The sequence below is a fragment of the Streptomyces sp. NPDC056160 genome (genome assembly GCF_042268205.1).
Classification (GTDB): Bacteria; Actinomycetota; Actinomycetes; order Streptomycetales; family Streptomycetaceae; genus Streptomyces.
This window is the reverse complement of record NZ_JBHJUW010000035.1, coordinates 36,540-52,275: the sequence shown is the minus strand read 5'-3', so window position 1 is coordinate 52,275 and position 15,736 is coordinate 36,540. Positions and strand designations below refer to the sequence as shown.

Sequence of the window (15,736 nt, the reverse complement as noted above, 5' to 3'; positions counted from 1 at the left end):
GCTCGGTGCGGTGTGGTGGTGGGCGGTGGTGCGCCTGGTGCTGACAGGCGGCGGGGGGCTGTGGGAGGCGACGGTCGCGGCGGGCGGTTGGGGTCTGAGCGTGCTGCCCCTGCACTGTGTGCGGGCGCCGCGCCGTTCCGGGGACCTGGACGAACCTGACCACGTCGACGGCCCTGACGACCCCGGCGAACTCGACGGCCTTGACGACCGCAGCCCCGTCGGTCGTCGGTGCTCGGTCAGCGAAGCGGTGGCGAGCGAACCGAAACCGGGCGAACCGGGGCCCGCTCTTGGGCTGTCCCCCGCGTCCGCAAAGAGCGGTGCCCCGGCTTCCGCCTCCGGGGTGATCGGCGGGGCGGTGCTCGGCGAGTCCGGGGGGTGGCCCTACGGGCACGGTGGGCGCACGCCGTCCGCCGAGGGCGGTGGCTGGCCGTTCGGGGCCGCGGAGGACCCGTTCCGGGACGAGTGGGATGGAGGGGGAGCCGGGGGAGGAGGAACGGGGGAAGGGGAAGAAGCAGGAAGAAGCTGACGTGGCGTCAGCGGTGCGCGCGGGGGTGCGGGTAGCGCTCCCGCCACTTCTGCGGGGAACCCGGTGGCGGGGCGGGGCCCGCCTGGCAGGCCGGGCACCAGTACGTGGGACGCTCCTGGGAGCCGTCGCCCTGGTCGGCCACCCGGACGGACGTTCCGCAGCGCAGGCAGGGGCGGGGCGCACGGCCGTAGACGAACAGGTCCTGACCCCGCAGGCCCGTGGTCCGGCGGACCACACGGTCGCGGTTGGCTTCCAGGAGCCGCTGGGCGAGGGCGGGCAGCTTCGCGGCGCGGTCGGCGGGCAGGGCGCCCACGGGCAGCCACGGTGTGACGCGGAGCAGGAAGCACAGCTCGCTCTTGTAGACATTGCCGATGCCGGCGAGGTTGCGCTGGTCGAGCAGGGCCTCGCCGAGTTCGCGGGACGGGTCGGCGAGGAGGTTGGTCAGGGCCAGGTCCGGGCTCCAGTCGGGACCGAGGAGGTCCGGGCCGAGGTGACCGACGGCACGCTCCTCCTCGGTGCTGCGCAGCAGCTCCAGAACGGGGAGGCGGTAGCCGACGGCGGCACGGTCGGCGGTGGCGAGGACGGCCCGGATCTGGTGGGCGGGGCCGCCCTTCCAGCGTTCCCCGCTGCCGTACACCCTCCAGGCGCCCTCCATCCGCAGGTGCGAGTGCAGGGTGAGGCCGCCCTCGAAGCGGGTGAGCAGGTGTTTGCCGCGCGAGACGGTGTTCAGCACCGTCCGGCCGGCCAGATCGGCAGTGGCGTACTTCGGCACCCGGAAGTCGCTGCGGGTCAGCACCTTGCCCGCGAGCGCGTCGTGCAACCGCCTCGCGGCCTGCCAGACCGTGTCACCCTCGGGCATGCGTCAAGGGTGACACGGGACCGGGCCTTCCGGTCCGGTCACAGGGTCTCGGCCGTGCGGTTCCGGTCATGGAGGCCAGGCCCTCGGTTCCGGTGGGGCGGGCCGCACGGCCGGGTCATGCGCGCAGGCGCAGCCCGCGGGGTGTCGCGATGAAGCCCGCTCCTTCCAGCAGGGCGCCCAAGGGAGAGGTCAGGGCGGAGGCGCCGTTGACCCGCTCCACCGTGACGGTGCCGAGGGAGCCCGCGCGGGCCGCGGCGGCCAGCCCTTCGGCAGCCTCCCGCAGACGGGGATCGTCGGTGGCCGCGGCGTCCGTGTCGGCGGGCCAGGCCAGCAGGGTCTTTCCGCCGCGTTCCATGTAGAGCGTCAGCTCGCCGTCCACGAGCACCACGAGCGAACCGGCCTTGCGCCCCGGTTTGTGCCCGGCGCCCGTCGGCGGCTCGGGCCAGGGCAGGGCGGCGCCATAGGCGTTCGCGGGGTCGGCCGCCGCCAGCACGACCGCCCGGGAACCGGCGGGGACGTCACGCCCAGCGCCCCCTCGACTGCCGGCGCCCGTGCCGTACGTGAAGGAGTGCCCGCCGCCTCTCGGCCCGCCCCGGCCCGGAGCGGCGAGGTCCGCGGGCGAGACGTAGTCCCCCGGAGAGAGCCGGCCGGATGCCGACCGGTCCGGCTCATGATTCCGGCCCGGCAGGTCCAGGTCCCCGGCCGGACCCGCCGCGCCGAAGCCGTCGTGGGACAGAGGCTCTCCGTCGTGCAGCGTGCCGCGGTCGGGGCGGTCGGCGGAGGGCGTCCCGAAGCCGTCGGGGCCCCCGCCGAACCCCGTTCCGGGCAGGCCCTCGCGCCGCTCCCGGGCATTGGCCACCGCCCGCAGCCGGTCCACGGCGCCGTCCATCGCGAACTGGGCGGCGCCCAGCCCCTCGACCACGTACCCGCGGCGGGCCTGGCCGCTCTCCTCGAAGGCGGACAGGATCCGGTACACGGCGGAGAAACCGCCCTCGACGCCCTCCGCGGACACCGCGCCCCGGGTGACCACGCCGTGCCGGTCGAGCAGGGTGCGGGCCAGGGCGTGGGCGTGCACGGTCGGGTCGGCTTCGCGGACGGGCAGCAGGGACCAGCGGCCGGCGACGGTCGGCGGGCCGCTGCGCGAGGCGGGCCGGGCCGCTGCCGTCAGGGAGCCGTAGCGTCCGCGCGGGACGGCGCGCTTGGCGCGGTGGGCCGTGGATCCGGCGGTGCGGCCGGAACCGAGCAGGGCACGCATCGGGGCCAGGGTGTCGTTGGTGAGCCGTCCGGACCAGGCGAGGTCCCAGAGCGTGTCCGCCAGTTCGGGATCGGTGGCCTCGGGGTGGGTGGTCGCCCGGACCTGGTCGGCGATCTGGCGGAAGAACAGGCCGTACCCGCCGGAGAGGGCGTCGAGCACCGAACGGTGCAGCGCGGTCAGCTCCAGGGGGTGCGGCGGCGGCAGGAGCAGGGGGGCCGCGTCCGCCAGGTACAGCGAGACCCAGCCGTCCTTGCCGGGCAGCGCGCCCGCGCCCGCCCACACCACCTCGCCGGCGGCGGTGAGCTCGTCGAGCATCGCCGGGGTGTAGCCGGTCACCCGGGAGGGCAGCACGAGCTTCTCCAGCGCCGACGCCGGCACGGAAGCACCCTGTACCTGTTCGACCGCGCGCACCAGTCCGTCGACGCCCCGCAGGCCGTGCCCCTTGCCGATGTGCTGCCACTGCGGCAGGAACTGGGCGAGAGCAGCCGGCGGGACCGGCTCCAGTTCGTGTCGCAGCGCGGCCAGCGAGCGGCGGCGCAGCCTGCGCAGTACGGCGGCGTCGCACCACTCCTGGCCGATGCCCGCCGGGTGGAACTCGCCCTGGACCACCCGGCCCGCGGCGGCCAGCCGCTGCAACGCCCCCTCGGTGACCGCCGCACCCAGGCCGAACCGGGTCGCGGCGGTCGCCGACGTGAACGGGCCGTGGGTACGGGCGTGGCGCGCGAGGAGATCACCCAGGGGGTCCTTGACCGGCTCGGTGAACGCCTCCGGGACCCCCACCGGCAGCGCCGTGCCGAGCGCGTCGCGCAGGCGGCCGGCGTCCTCGACGGCCGCCCAGTGGTCGGCGCCCGCGATTCTGACTCGGATGGCCCGGCGCCGGGCGGCCAGCTCCTCGGCCCAGCCCGGCTCCGCCCCGCGCGCGCTCAGCTCCGCGTCGGTGAGCGGCCCGAGCAGCCGCAGGACGTCCGCGACGCCTTCGACGTCCTTGACGCGGCGGTCCTCGGTCAGCCACTGCAGCTCGCGCTCCAGCTCGGCGAGCACCTCGGCGTCCAGCAGCTCACGCAGCTCCGCCTGCCCGAGCAGCTCGGCCAGCAGCCGCGAGTCCAGGGAGAGCGCGGCGGCGCGGCGCTCGGCCAGCGGTGAGTCGCCCTCGTACAGGAACTGGGCGACGTAGCCGAAGAGCAGCGAGCGCGCGAAGGGGGAGGGTTCGGGGGTGGTCACCTCGACCAGGCGGACCCTGCGGGACTCGATGTCCCCCATCAGCTCGACCAGGCCGGGGACGTCGAAGACGTCCTGGAGGCACTCGCGGACCGCTTCCAGGACGATCGGGAACGAGCCGAACTCGCTCGCCACCTGCAGCAACTGGGCGGCGCGCTGGCGCTGCTGCCACAGTGGGGTGCGCTTGCCGGGGTTGCGGCGGGGCAGCAGCAGCGCGCGGGCGGCGCACTCGCGGAAGCGGGAGGCGAACAGAGCGGAGCCGCCGACCTGGTCGGTGACGGTCTGGTCGACCTCCCCCTTGTCGAAGGCGACGTCCGCCGCCCCGATCGGCGCCTGCCCGGCGTCGTACTCCGCGCCGGTCTTCAGGGGCTGTGCGTCGAGCAGGTCCAGGCCCATGAGGTCGGCGTCGGGCAGGCGCAGCACGATGCCGTCGTCGGCGTGCATGACCTGCGCGTCCATGCCGTAGCGCTCGGACAGGCGGGCGCCGAGGGCCAGCGCCCAGGGGGCGTGCACCTGGGCGCCGAAGGGCGAGTGCACGACGACCCGCCAGTCGCCCAGTTCGTCACGGAAGCGCTCCACGACGATCGTCCGGTCGTCGGGGACGTGGCCGCAGGACTCCCGCTGTTCGGCCAGGTAGGACAGGACGTTGTCCGCGGCCCAGGCGTCCAGGCCGGCCGCGAGGAGCCGGAGCCGGGCGTCCTCGTCGGACAGGGAGCCGACCTCACGCAGGAACGCGCCCACCGCGCGGCCCAGCTCCAGCGGACGGCCCAGCTGGTCACCCTTCCAGAAAGGCAGCCGGCCGGGTACGCCCGGCGCGGGGGAGACCAGGACCCGGTCGCGGGTGATGTCCTCGATGCGCCAGGAACTCGTGCCCAGGGTGAACACGTCGCCCACCCGGGACTCGTAGACCATCTCCTCGTCCAGTTCGCCGACCCGGCCGCCGCCCTTCTTGGGGTCGGAACCGGCGAGGAAGACCCCGAACAGGCCGCGGTCGGGGATCGTGCCCCCGGAGGTGACGGCGAGGCGCTGCGCCCCGGGCCGGCCGGTGACCGTGCCCGCCACGCGGTCCCACACCACGCGCGGGCGCAGTTCCGCGAACGCGTCCGAGGGGTAGCGGCCGGCGAGCATGTCGAGGACGGCCGTGAACGCCGAGTCCGGCAGGGAGGCGAACGGCGCCGCCCGGCGGACCAGTGCCAGCAGGTCGTCGACCTGCCAGGTGTCCAGGGCCGTCATCGCGACGAGCTGCTGGGCGAGGACGTCCAGCGGGTTGGCGGGCACCCGCAGGGACTCGATGGCACCGGAGCGCATCCGCTCGGTGACGACGGCGGCCTGGACCAGGTCGCCGCGGTACTTCGGGAAGACCACACCGGTGGAGACGGCACCGACCTGGTGTCCCGCGCGGCCCACGCGCTGCAGCCCGGAGGCCACGGACGGCGGTGACTCGACCTGGACGACCAGGTCCACGGCGCCCATGTCGATGCCCAGCTCCAGGCTGGAGGTGGCGACCACCGCCGGGAGACGGCCCGCCTTGAGGTCCTCCTCGACCAGGGCCCGCTGCTCCTTGGAGACCGAGCCGTGGTGGGCGCGGGCGATGACGGGCGGCGCGCCGTGCGCCGCCCCGGAGCCGCCCATCAGCTCGGCCGGGGAGTGGTGCTCGTCCAGGGGCTCCCCGGTGGCCCGCTCGTAGGCGATCTCGTTGAGCCGGTTGCACAGGCGCTCGGCGAGCCGTCGGGAGTTGGCGAAGACGATCGTCGAGCGGTGCGCCTGGACCAGGTCGGTGATCCGCTCCTCCACGTGCGGCCAGATGGAGGGCCGCTCCGCGCCGTCGTCGCCGTCGGCGGCCGGGGCGCCTCCCAGCTCGCCCAGGTCCTCCACCGGCACGACGACCGACAGGTCGAACTCCTTGCCGGACTCGGGCTGGACGATCTCCACCTTGCGGCGCGGCGACAGGTAGCGGGCGATCTCGTCGACCGGGCGGACGGTCGCGGACAGCCCGATGCGGCGGGCCGGTTTCGGCAGCAGCTCGTCCAGGCGCTCCAGGGACAGCGCCAGGTGGGCGCCCCGCTTGGTGCCCGCCACCGCGTGCACCTCGTCCAGGATCACCGTCTCGACGCCGGTCAGCGCGTCGCGCGTGGCCGAGGTGAGCATCAGGAACAGCGACTCGGGGGTGGTGATCAGGATGTCCGGCGGGCGGGTGGACAGGGCGCGGCGCTCGGCGGCCGGGGTGTCCCCGGAGCGGATGCCGACCTTCACCTCGGGCTCGGGCAGGCCCAGGCGGACGGATTCCTGCCGGATGCCGGTGAGCGGACTGCGCAGGTTGCGCTCCACGTCGACGGCGAGGGCCTTGAGCGGGGAGACGTAGAGCACCCGGCAGCGCTTCTTCGGGTCGGCAGGGGGAGGGGTGGAGGCCAACTGGTCCAGGGCGGCGAGGAAGGCGGCCAGGGTCTTGCCGGAACCGGTCGGGGCGACCACCAGGACGTCCGAGCCCGCGCCGATGGCCTGCCACGCGCCGGCCTGGGCCGCGGTGGGCGCGGAGAACGCCCCCGCGAACCAGCCGCGGGTCGCGGGGGAGAAGCCGCCGAGGGCCCGGTGTGCGTCGCTGACCATGCGTCCATCCTGCACCCGGCCACTGACAATGCGGGCTGACCTGGGCATTTGCCGCAGCCTGCGGCGCGAAGGGAGCGCGTCGGCCCGGCGGCGACGGAGAATCGACGCATGGCGGCACCGGGCGGCGAACGGGCACGGCACTGGCAGTACGAGGAACTGCCCGGTGTCGACCTGCTCCGTGCCCGCTACGTCCGCAAGGAGTTCGTCCGCCACACCCACGAGCACTTCGTGATCGCCGCCATCGCCGAGGGCGTCGAGGTGTTCCGCCACCGCGGCACCGACCAGTACGCGGGGCCGGGGGCCCTCGCGCTGGTCGATCCGGACACACCGCACACCGGCCGAGCGGGCGTGCCCGAGGGATGGCGGTACGGCGCGGTGTACCCGGCGCCCGAACTGGTGGCCGAGATCGCTGCCGAGACGACGACGCTCCGCGGGACACCGGGCTTCGTGAGCCCGGTGCTCGACGACCCCCGCGCCGCCGCACTGGTCCACCGGGTGCTGCGCGCGGCCGACGAGGGGAACGCACTCGCCGCCGACACCCTCCTGAGGGTCACGGTGACCCGGCTCCTGAGGCTGAACGGGGGCACCCGGCCCCAGCGGGAGGTCCGCACGGCGGGGCACGCCATCGCGGCACGCGCGCGTGCCGTCCTGGAGGAACGGATGGCCCGGCCGCCGACCCTGGAAGGCCTGGCGAAGGAGCTGGGGACGGGCCCGTTCGCCCTGCTGCGCGCCTTCCGGGACGCCTACGGGATGCCGCCGCACACCTGGCTGACCGACGCCCGGGTGCGCCGGGCCCTGCGGCTGCTGGACGCGGGCACCGCACCGGCCGCCGTCGCCGCGGCCGTCGGCTTCACCGACCAGTCGCACCTCAGCAGGCACTTCTCCCGGATCGTCGGCGTGCCGCCGGGCGCCTACCAGCGGGAGCGCAAGAACGTACAAGACGCGCGGTCGCGGCTGCTCCTACCGTCCGGGAGGTGGCAGAAGAGACAGCTCTCGCAGACATACGCGCCGGCGGCGCAGGAGCCGCCCACGGAGGAGAACCGGACGCCGCCGTCGCCCGGGACGCCCTCGGGGTCGGGATCGCCGTAGGACTGTCCGGGTTCGCCTTCGGGGTGACCTCGGCGGGCAGCGGGCTCACCCTGCTCCAGACCTGCGCGCTCAGCCTCCTGGTGTTCACCGGAGCCTCCCAGTTCGCCCTCGTCGGGGCGCTGGCGGCCGGTGGCAATCCGCTCACCGCTGCGGCGGGCGCCTTCTTCCTGGGGATCCGCAACGCCTTCTACGGGCTCCGGCTCTCCCAGTTGCTGGCCCTCCCACGCTGGGCCCGGCCGTTCGCCGCACAGTGGGTCATCGACGAGACCACCGCGGTGGCCCTCGCGCAGCCCACGCGGCGCAGCGCGCGGATCGGCTTCACGGTCACCGGCGTCACCCTCTACGTCCTGTGGAACCTCACCACGCTGCTCGGTGCCCTGGGGGCCCAGGCCATCGGGGACACCGGTGCCTGGGGTCTGGACGCCGCCGGGCCCGCCGTGTTCCTGGCCCTGCTGGCACCCATGCTGAAGACCGCCACCGAACGGACGGTCGCCGCCCTCGCGGTGCTCCTCGGGCTCGGCCTGCTGCCCGTCCTGCCCGCCGGGGTGCCGGTCCTGGCGGCAGCCCTCGCCGCGCCGGCCGTGCTGTACCTCGACGGGCGCCGCAGGAGCGGCGCACACGGCGGCGCGGCCGGCGGCGAGGGGGCCGGCGTAGCGGACGACGCACCACAGAGCGCACCAGACGCACGGAAGGAAGACCGGTGAACACCTGGACCGCGGTCGTCGTGACCGCCCTCGGCTGCTACGCCGTCAAGCTGGCCGGGCTGCTCGTCCCGGCGGGCGCGCTGGAACGGCCGCTGGTGCGGCGGCTCGCCGCCCTGCTCCCCGTCGCCCTGCTCGCCGCCCTCACCGCGCAGCAGACGTTCGCCGACGGGCGTGCGCTCGTTCTGGACGCCCGGGCGGCGGGCCTCGCCGCCGCCGCCGTGGCGCTGGTGCTGCGGGCCCCGTTCCTGCTCATCGTCGCGGTGGCCGTGGCGGTGACGGCCGGGGTACGGGCCATGGCCGGCTGAGCGGGCCTTCAGCCAATGACGCGGCCGTGGGCCCGCAAGGTGCGCAGGGCCTCGATGGTCGCCATGGGCCGCGCCTCCAGCGCGGGAGCGGGCGCCCACCGACGCCACGTGAGCGGCCAGCCGCCGTCCTCCTGCTGCCGGCCGGCGAGGAAGTCGAGCGAGCGGGCCATCTCCTCGTCGGTGAACCACGCGCGCGCGAGGGACGCCGGTCCCCTCGCGAAGTCGTGCGGGAAGTGGTGCTCCGCCGGGGCGTAACCGGGTGCGACCGGCCAGTCCCCCAGGCGCGCGGGGTCCAGCACCGCCAGCCGCTGTGCGCGCACCAGGCGGCCGAGCCGGTCGGCGGCGGCCCGCGCGCGCGGGCGGTCGGGTGCGGAGTCCAGGAAGGCTACGGCCGCCTCCACCTCGTACGGGTGGGGCGTGTCGAGGGACTCGATCCGCTGCCAGCAGAAGTCGGTCGCCCGGAACAGCCAGGCGTGCCAGACCTCGTTGCGGTGCAGCAGGCCGACGACCGGCCCGGTGGCCAGCAGGTCGCCCGGCGGGTCGTCCCGGATCGGCACGAAGGGGGCCGCCGGATACTCTCGCCGGCCGGGCCCGACCGCGGGCAGCGCGCCGTCGGCGGTGGAGACGGAGGTCAGGTAGCGGCACACGCGCTCCACGCGCCGCCCGCCGCAGCGCCCGATGGAGTCGAGCACCCGCAGCGCGTACGCGGTGTGCAGCGGCCGGCTGACCGGACCGCGCAGGTCGGGCTCCAGGGCGTGGCCGTACCCGCCGTCCTCGTTGCCGTAGGCGTCCAGCGCGGTCTCCACGGGGTCCGCGCCGCCGTTCAGGAAGTGGTGCGCGAAGAGCCGCTGCTCCAGCACGCGCGCGGTCAGCCACACGAAGTGTTCGGCGCGGAACAGCGGGGAGGCCGCCGGGGGCGGCGGGGGAGAGGGGAACACACCTGTCTCGGCCATGGACCCGACCGTAGGGCGCCCGGCCGCCCCAACAGGCGGTCCCGGCCGGGGCTACCCCCGGGGGCGGGATACTGGGGGCATGCGGTTGACGGTCTTCTGGGAGCGGATGGCGGAGCACTTCGGCGCCGGGTACGCCGACACCTTCGCACGCGATCACGTGATGTCCGAGCTGGGCGGGCGCACGGTGCACGAGGCACTGGCGGCGGGCTGGGAGGCCAAGGACGTCTGGCGCGTGGTCTGCCATGTGATGAACGTCCCAGGGGAGAGACGGTGACCTGAGACGGTCACCGGCCACAAAGACGGACGGGCCGTACGGGACTGTCGGTGGCGTGGGCGACACTGGCACGGTGGCACCCACTGACGAGTCCGGGCAGACGGCCCCGCACGCGACCCCGACCGGTACGACACCGCCTGCCCGGCCCCCCGCCGAGGGCGCTGCCCGGGCGACCGCGCGCATGCCGCGCTGGCTGCCCCGCGCCATGGTGCTCGCCCTCGCGCTCGTCGCCGCCTTCCAGTTCGGCAGCTGGGCCTTCCACCAGGTGACCGGCCTGCTGGTCAACATCCTCATCGCGTTCTTCCTGGCGCTGGCCATCGAGCCCGCGGTGAGCCGTATGGCGGCCCGCGGCATGCGCCGGGGCTTCGCCACCTTCCTGGTCTTCCTGGGGCTGACGATCGCCGCGGCGGGCTTCGTCACCCTGCTCGGGTCGATGCTCGCCGGGCAGATCATCAAGATGGTCGAGGGCTTCCCGGAGTACCTCGACTCCGTCATCCACTGGGTCAACGCCAAGTTCCACACCGACCTGCGGCGGGTCGACATCCAGGAAGGGCTGCTGCACTCCGACTGGCTGCGCAAGTACGCGCAGAACGGCGCCGCGGGCGTGCTCGACGTGTCCACGCAGGTGCTCGGCGGCCTGTTCCAGATGCTGACGATCGGGCTGTTCTCGTTCTACTTCGCGGCCGACGGCCCGAGGCTGCGCCGTGCCCTGTGCTCGGTGCTGCCGCCCGCCCGCCAGGCCGAGGTGCTGCGCGCGTGGGAGATCGCCGTCGACAAGACCGGCGGCTACCTGTACTCGCGCAGCCTGATGGCGCTCATCTCCGGTGTCGCGCACTACATCCTGCTGCAGGCCCTCGGCGTTCCCTACGCGCCCGTGCTCGGCGTCTGGGTCGGCCTGGTGTCGCAGTTCATCCCCACCATCGGCACCTATCTCGCGGGCGCCCTGCCGATGCTGATCGCCTTCACGGTCAACCCCTGGTACGCGCTGTGGGTACTGATCTTCGTCGTGGTCTACCAGCAGTTCGAGAACTACATGCTGCAGCCCAAGCTGACCGCGAAGACCGTGGACATCCACCCGGCGGTCGCCTTCGGCTCGGTCATCGCGGGCACCGCCCTGCTCGGCGCCGTCGGCGCGCTGATCGCGATTCCGGCGGTGGCCACGTTGCAGGCCTTCCTCGGGGCGTACGTGAAGCGGTACGCCGTCACCGACGACCCCCGTGTCCACGGCCACCGCACCCGGGCCCCGGCAGCGGGCCTGCGCACGCGCGTACGGCGGCTGTGGGCGGCGCAACCCGCGGCGGACCCGGCGGCAGCGCGGGCGCGGGGCGGCGCGCAGGAGGAGCCCGGTGCTCCGGCGGGGGTGGCCGGGACCGGGGCGGCGGACGCCCGGGGGCCCGCGGTGGCCGAGGAGGGCTCCACCGGGGACTGACCCGGACGGGCCGGGCCGCCCGGCCGGGCAGCCGGACGGCGTCACTGTGCGGGGCCCGGGCGGGCCGCCCGATGCCGGCCGGGGCCCAGCGGCGGACGCCGTCTCCGCACGCGGCTCAGCGGCTCAGTACCGCCCGGAGTCCGGCGCCGGGGCCCGCTGCCGCGTAGGCGCCGACCGCTGCGGTGACGATCCGCACGCGGGCCCGCTCGTCCCGGGACGTGCGCGACAGCAGCCAGGCCGGCGCGGGCAGCACCAGCACGGCGGGCAGACTCACGCCGTGCAGCGGCTTGAGCGGAGCGGTCGAGTGGTACGCCGCCTGCTGGTGACCGGTCCGGGTGAGCACCACCCCGCGCGCGATCATCGCGGCACCCGAAGCCGACGCGACGAGCAGGATCGCGAACCCGGAGCGCAGCGCGCGGGCCATCCCCGCGGGTCCCTTCGGAAGGTGCCGGAAGGACGCGAGCGCGCACCCGGTCAGGAGCACCACGAGGACCCCGCCGCCCACGGCGAGCGTCATCGACCCCGCCGTGTCGAAGGGCGTCTCCGTGTTCAGGCGGGAGGGCACCCGGCGCCATGCCGGGAGGGTGATCCCGCCCACCTCGACGACACAGTCGGCGGCGAGGAGGACGAGCAGCGCGGCGCGGGGCCGTTCCCCCACACGCAGGTACGACGTGATCCAGGTGAGCGCGATCAGCGTCAGCCCGAAGGACAGGCCGAAGGTGACCGGCTTGCGCCAGGGCACGGGACCGTTCCGCGGGCCGCCGTCGACCGCGAACACCGCCCACCTCGCGCACACCGCGCGGAGCAGCCAAGGGGGCGGAGCAGGCGGGGAGCCGGCCCGAGTCAGGGGCCGGACCACGGGGCGGACCGCGGGCCGGTCCGGCGACGGTGTCCGGCGGCGGACACCGGGGCGGGGTGTGGAGGCGGGCAGCGGGGCGAGGCGGGGTGTGGCGCGCTTGACACAAAAATCGAACATCTATTCTTGTGGAGGCTCCGGCAAGGCTCAACCGAGGGGATTTCGCCCGACTTTGGGGTACTTCATCCCGTGGTTATCCACAGGCCGGACGTGCGTCGAGGCGCATTGTCAGTGGCAGGCGTTAGCGTCTTTGACGTGAAGCGATCGACTCAAGCAAACCGGGTGGAACCCATGGCAGGAACCGACCGCGAGAAGGCGCTCGACGCCGCGCTCGCACAGATTGAACGGCAATTCGGCAAGGGCGCGGTCATGCGCATGGGCGAGCGGTCGATGGAGCCCATCGAGGTCATCCCGACCGGGTCGACCGCCCTCGACGTGGCCCTCGGCGTCGGCGGCCTGCCGCGCGGCCGTGTCGTGGAGATCTACGGCCCGGAGTCCTCCGGCAAGACGACCCTGACCCTGCACGCCGTGGCCAACGCGCAGCGGGCCGGCGGCCAGGTGGCCTTCGTGGACGCGGAGCACGCCCTCGACCCCGAGTACGCGAAGAAGCTCGGCGTCGACATCGACAACCTGATCCTCTCCCAGCCGGACAACGGCGAGCAGGCGCTGGAGATCGTGGACATGCTGGTCCGCTCCGGCGCGCTCGACCTCATCGTCATCGACTCGGTCGCCGCGCTCGTGCCGCGCGCGGAGATCGAGGGAGAGATGGGCGACTCGCACGTGGGTCTGCAGGCCCGCCTGATGAGCCAGGCCCTGCGCAAGATCACCAGCGCGCTCAACCAGTCGAAGACCACCGCGATCTTCATCAACCAGCTGCGCGAGAAGATCGGCGTGATGTTCGGCTCCCCGGAGACCACGACCGGTGGCCGCGCGCTGAAGTTCTACGCCTCGGTGCGCATCGACATCCGCCGTATCGAGACCCTGAAGGACGGCACGGAGGCGGTCGGCAACCGCACCCGCTGCAAGGTCGTCAAGAACAAGGTCGCGCCCCCCTTCAAGCAGGCGGAGTTCGACATCCTCTACGGCCAGGGCATCAGCCGTGAGGGCGGCCTGATCGACATGGGCGTGGAGCACGGCTTCGTGCGCAAGGCCGGTGCCTGGTACACGTACGAGGGCGACCAGCTCGGCCAGGGCAAGGAGAACGCGCGCAACTTCCTGAAGGACAACCCCGACCTGGCCAACGAGATCGAGCGGAAGATCAAGGAGAAGCTGGGCGTCGGCGTGCGTCCGGAGGAGCCCGCCGCCGAGCCGGACGCGGCCGCCTCCGCGGCCACGGGCGACGCGGCCAAGACGGTGCCCGCCCCGGCGGCCGCCAAGGCCACCAAGCCCAAGGCCGCCACCGCCAAGAGCTGACCGTGACACGACGAACGGACTGGCCCGAGGACGAGGACGGGTACGCGTACCCGGCTTCCGGTGCCCCACGGGGGAGGGGCACCGGAGACCGCCTCGGCACCGGCGCGGCCACCGGTCCGGGTGTCCACCGGGACGACGTACCGCACGGGCCGGAACGTGACGCCACCCACCGGAGCGGCGCCTACGGGGACGGCGCCTACGGGGACGGCGCCTACGGGGACGGCGACACCTACGGACAGGACCCTTCCGACGCCGACGCGTACGGGGGCGGCTCTGACGGAGGCGACGCGTACGGCGGCGACGGGCGCGGTGCCGGTCGGCGCCGGGCAAGGGGCGGCCCACGCGGCGCGGCCGGCCCCGGTACGGATGGCGCACGCCGGGGCGGCTCGCGTGACGGCGGGTCGTACGGCGGGCGCGGGCGTCGTCGGCGGAACTCCGGCGGGACGTCCGCGACGGACGGAGACATCTCTTCCTCGCCGAGGGCCGAACAGGGGGAGTCTCCGGGGGACCCGGTCGAGCGGGCGCGGGCGATCTGCCTGCGCCTGCTCACCGGGACCCCGCGCACCCGCAAGCAACTGGCGGACGCCCTGCGCAAGCGGGAGATCCCGGACGACGCGGCCGAGGAGGTGCTCTCCCGTTTCGAGGAGGTCGGGCTGATCGACGACAGCGCGTTCGCGGACGCCTGGGTGGAGTCCCGGCACCACGGGCGCGGACTGGCCAGGCGCGCGCTCGCCCAGGAACTGCGCACCAAGGGCGTCGACGGCGCGCTGATCGACGAGGCCGTCGGACGGCTCGACGCCGAGCAGGAGGAAGTCACCGCACGCGAGCTGGTCGCCCGCAAGCTGCGTTCCACCCGGGGCCTCGACCGTGACAAGCGCCTGCGCCGGCTGGCCGGCATGCTCGCCCGCAAGGGCTACTCCCAGGGCCTGGCCCTGCGGGTGGTGCGCCAGGCGCTGGAAGAAGAGGGCGAGGACACCGACTTCCTCGGGGACGAAGGGGGTGAGGCGGAGTGACGCCGATGCCTCAGGGGACGGCCGGGGTCATCACCGGGAGACCGGCCGACCGCCAGGCCTGGAAACCGCCGACCAGGTCGGTCGCCCGGTGCAGGCCGAGCTGGTGCAGGGAGACGGCCGCGAGACTCGACGCGTAGCCCTCGTTGCAGATGACGACCACCCGCAGGTCGTGCCCGGTGGCCTCGGGGAGGCGGTGGCTGCCCCGGGGGTCCAGCCGCCACTCCAGTTCGTTGCGCTCGACGACGAGAGCGCCGGGGACCAGTCCGTCCCGCTCCCGCAGAGCGGCGTAGCGGATGTCCACCAGCAGGGCCTCGCCGTCCTGGGCGGCGCTGTACGCCTCGTGCGCCTCGATGCGCACGTAGTCACGGCGTACGCGCTCCAGCAACTCGTCGATCCCGGTCGGCTCTTCGTTCACATCGCTCACTGCCGGTCCTTTCGCGTCTGTCACTGCCAGTCCTCGGGGCGCTCCACCTGCTCCAGGCGCAGCGTCTGTCCGGAGCGGCTGTAGCGGCGGATCCGGGGCAGCGGCGGGTAGTAGGCGTGCACAGAGACAGCGTGCCGGTCGGTCGACTCGTTCAGCACCTCATGCACGTGGTGTCGGCCGAAGGCGCGCCCCCGGCCGGTCGGCAGCCGCCGCTCGCGGTCCACGTCGTCGGTGAGTTCAAGGGTCTTCCACCCGTCGGTGGGCAGCCGTGCGGCGAGCGAGTTCTCCGTCAGCTCACCGGCGGCGGTCACGAACGCGCCCACCGAGTCGGCGTGGTCGTGCCAGCCCGTACCGGTGCCGGGCGGCCAGCCGATCAGCCAGGCCTCACTGCCTCCCGGACCGTCCAGGCGGATCCAGGTGCGGCCCTCGGGGTCGAGCGGCAGCGAGGCGATCAGCTCCGCGTCGGCTGCCGCGCGCCGGACGAAGTCGAGGAGTTCCGCCTGCGTGGGCGCCGCCGTGGTGGCGGGAGCGGCGGGAAGCGGAGCGGAAGGGGCGGAGGCGGCGGGAGCCGGCCCGGAGGAGGAAGCAGACATGTGGACCGTCCTGAAGAGGGTTCGCGGAACGCACGCGAGCGCTCCCCGCAACCACCGCGCCAGGCAGCGCGGTGAACGGGACGGAACAGCGCAGTGGACGCTGTGGCGGCGCGTGCGGAAGGGGAAGAGGTGCGAATTCAGCAGGCCGGGCGACACACGCAGCCCGCATAGCGGACGAGGTCCATATGGACCCTCCGCCACAGGCGCACATCGGTGTC

General features: G+C 74.3%; 14 protein-coding genes. 7 read left to right on the top strand and 7 right to left on the bottom strand.

Translation table 11 applies throughout. The features are described 5' to 3' along the window. Positions 1–533: 533 nt before the first annotated feature. Both ACFC02_RS15770 and ACFC02_RS15765 read right to left on the bottom strand, forming a co-directional pair. Entirely contained in the window at positions 534–1,385 is an 852-nt protein-coding gene (locus ACFC02_RS15770) for an Fpg/Nei family DNA glycosylase (RefSeq protein ID WP_376356842.1), read from the bottom strand. Between the two features lie 115 nt (positions 1,386–1,500). Further along, the gene (locus ACFC02_RS15765; RefSeq protein WP_376356840.1) at positions 1,501–6,465 is read right to left on the bottom strand and encodes an ATP-dependent helicase; all 4,965 of its coding nucleotides are present in this window, start codon (positions 6,463–6,465) and stop codon (positions 1,501–1,503) included. A 108-nt stretch (positions 6,466–6,573) separates the two neighbouring features. Here ACFC02_RS15765 and ACFC02_RS15760 point away from each other — a divergent pair, with 108 nt between their 5' ends. Genes ACFC02_RS15760 through ACFC02_RS15750 form a run of 3 tightly spaced genes read left to right on the top strand, consistent with a single transcriptional unit; the run spans position 6,574 to position 8,563 of the window. Then, complete coding sequence (locus ACFC02_RS15760; RefSeq protein ID WP_376356838.1) at positions 6,574–7,554, top strand: AraC family transcriptional regulator; 981 nt, start codon at positions 6,574–6,576, stop codon at positions 7,552–7,554. Then, positions 7,440–8,258: an AzlC family ABC transporter permease gene (locus tag ACFC02_RS15755; RefSeq protein WP_376356836.1), complete on the top strand. Its 819-nt coding sequence runs from the start codon at positions 7,440–7,442 to the stop codon at positions 8,256–8,258. Before ACFC02_RS15760 ends, ACFC02_RS15755 begins: the two co-directional genes overlap by 115 nt. After that, entirely contained in the window at positions 8,255–8,563 is a 309-nt protein-coding gene (locus ACFC02_RS15750) for an AzlD domain-containing protein (protein ID WP_376356834.1), read from the top strand. The genes ACFC02_RS15755 and ACFC02_RS15750 overlap by 4 nt, the downstream gene beginning before the upstream one ends. A gap of 8 nt (positions 8,564–8,571) precedes the next feature. On the opposite strand, the gene ACFC02_RS15745 is transcribed toward ACFC02_RS15750, so the two are convergent. Beyond that, entirely contained in the window at positions 8,572–9,516 is a 945-nt protein-coding gene (locus ACFC02_RS15745; RefSeq protein ID WP_376356832.1) for a hypothetical protein, read from the bottom strand. Between the two features lie 79 nt (positions 9,517–9,595). On the opposite strand from ACFC02_RS15745, the gene ACFC02_RS15740 reads away from it, so the two are divergent. Together ACFC02_RS15740 and ACFC02_RS15735 are read left to right on the top strand one after the other, a co-directional pair. Next, complete coding sequence (locus ACFC02_RS15740; protein WP_376356830.1) at positions 9,596–9,790, top strand: DUF3046 domain-containing protein; 195 nt, start codon at positions 9,596–9,598, stop codon at positions 9,788–9,790. A 73-nt stretch (positions 9,791–9,863) separates the two neighbouring features. Further along, a complete protein-coding gene (locus ACFC02_RS15735) occupies positions 9,864–11,219 on the top strand; it encodes an AI-2E family transporter (protein ID WP_376356828.1) in 1,356 nt (451 codons plus the stop codon). A gap of 115 nt (positions 11,220–11,334) precedes the next feature. On the opposite strand, the gene ACFC02_RS15730 is transcribed toward ACFC02_RS15735, so the two are convergent. Next, the gene (locus tag ACFC02_RS15730; protein WP_376356866.1) at positions 11,335–12,027 is read right to left on the bottom strand and encodes a hypothetical protein; all 693 of its coding nucleotides are present in this window, start codon (positions 12,025–12,027) and stop codon (positions 11,335–11,337) included. A gap of 339 nt (positions 12,028–12,366) precedes the next feature. On the opposite strand from ACFC02_RS15730, the gene recA reads away from it, so the two are divergent. Next, a complete protein-coding gene (recA, locus tag ACFC02_RS15725; protein ID WP_376356826.1) occupies positions 12,367–13,488 on the top strand; it encodes a recombinase RecA in 1,122 nt (373 codons plus the stop codon). Between the two features lie 2 nt (positions 13,489–13,490). Further along, positions 13,491–14,501, top strand: coding sequence for a recombination regulator RecX (recX, locus tag ACFC02_RS15720; protein WP_376356824.1), 1,011 nt, complete (start codon positions 13,491–13,493; stop codon positions 14,499–14,501). Positions 14,502–14,511: 10 nt separating this feature from the next. Here the strand turns inward: recX and ACFC02_RS15715 are convergent, their stop codons facing one another. From ACFC02_RS15715 to ACFC02_RS15705, 3 genes are all read right to left on the bottom strand, one after another. After that, the gene (locus ACFC02_RS15715) at positions 14,512–14,925 is read right to left on the bottom strand and encodes a rhodanese-like domain-containing protein (RefSeq protein WP_376356822.1); all 414 of its coding nucleotides are present in this window, start codon (positions 14,923–14,925) and stop codon (positions 14,512–14,514) included. 20 nt (positions 14,926–14,945) lie between these two features. After that, positions 14,946–15,518 carry a cysteine dioxygenase gene (locus tag ACFC02_RS15710; RefSeq protein ID WP_376356820.1) on the bottom strand — a complete coding sequence of 191 codons (573 nt, stop codon included), beginning with the start codon at positions 15,516–15,518 and terminating at the stop codon, positions 14,946–14,948. A gap of 137 nt (positions 15,519–15,655) precedes the next feature. Then, positions 15,656–15,727: a putative leader peptide gene (locus ACFC02_RS15705; protein WP_324838480.1), complete on the bottom strand. Its 72-nt coding sequence runs from the start codon at positions 15,725–15,727 to the stop codon at positions 15,656–15,658. Positions 15,728–15,736 lie beyond the last annotated feature (9 nt).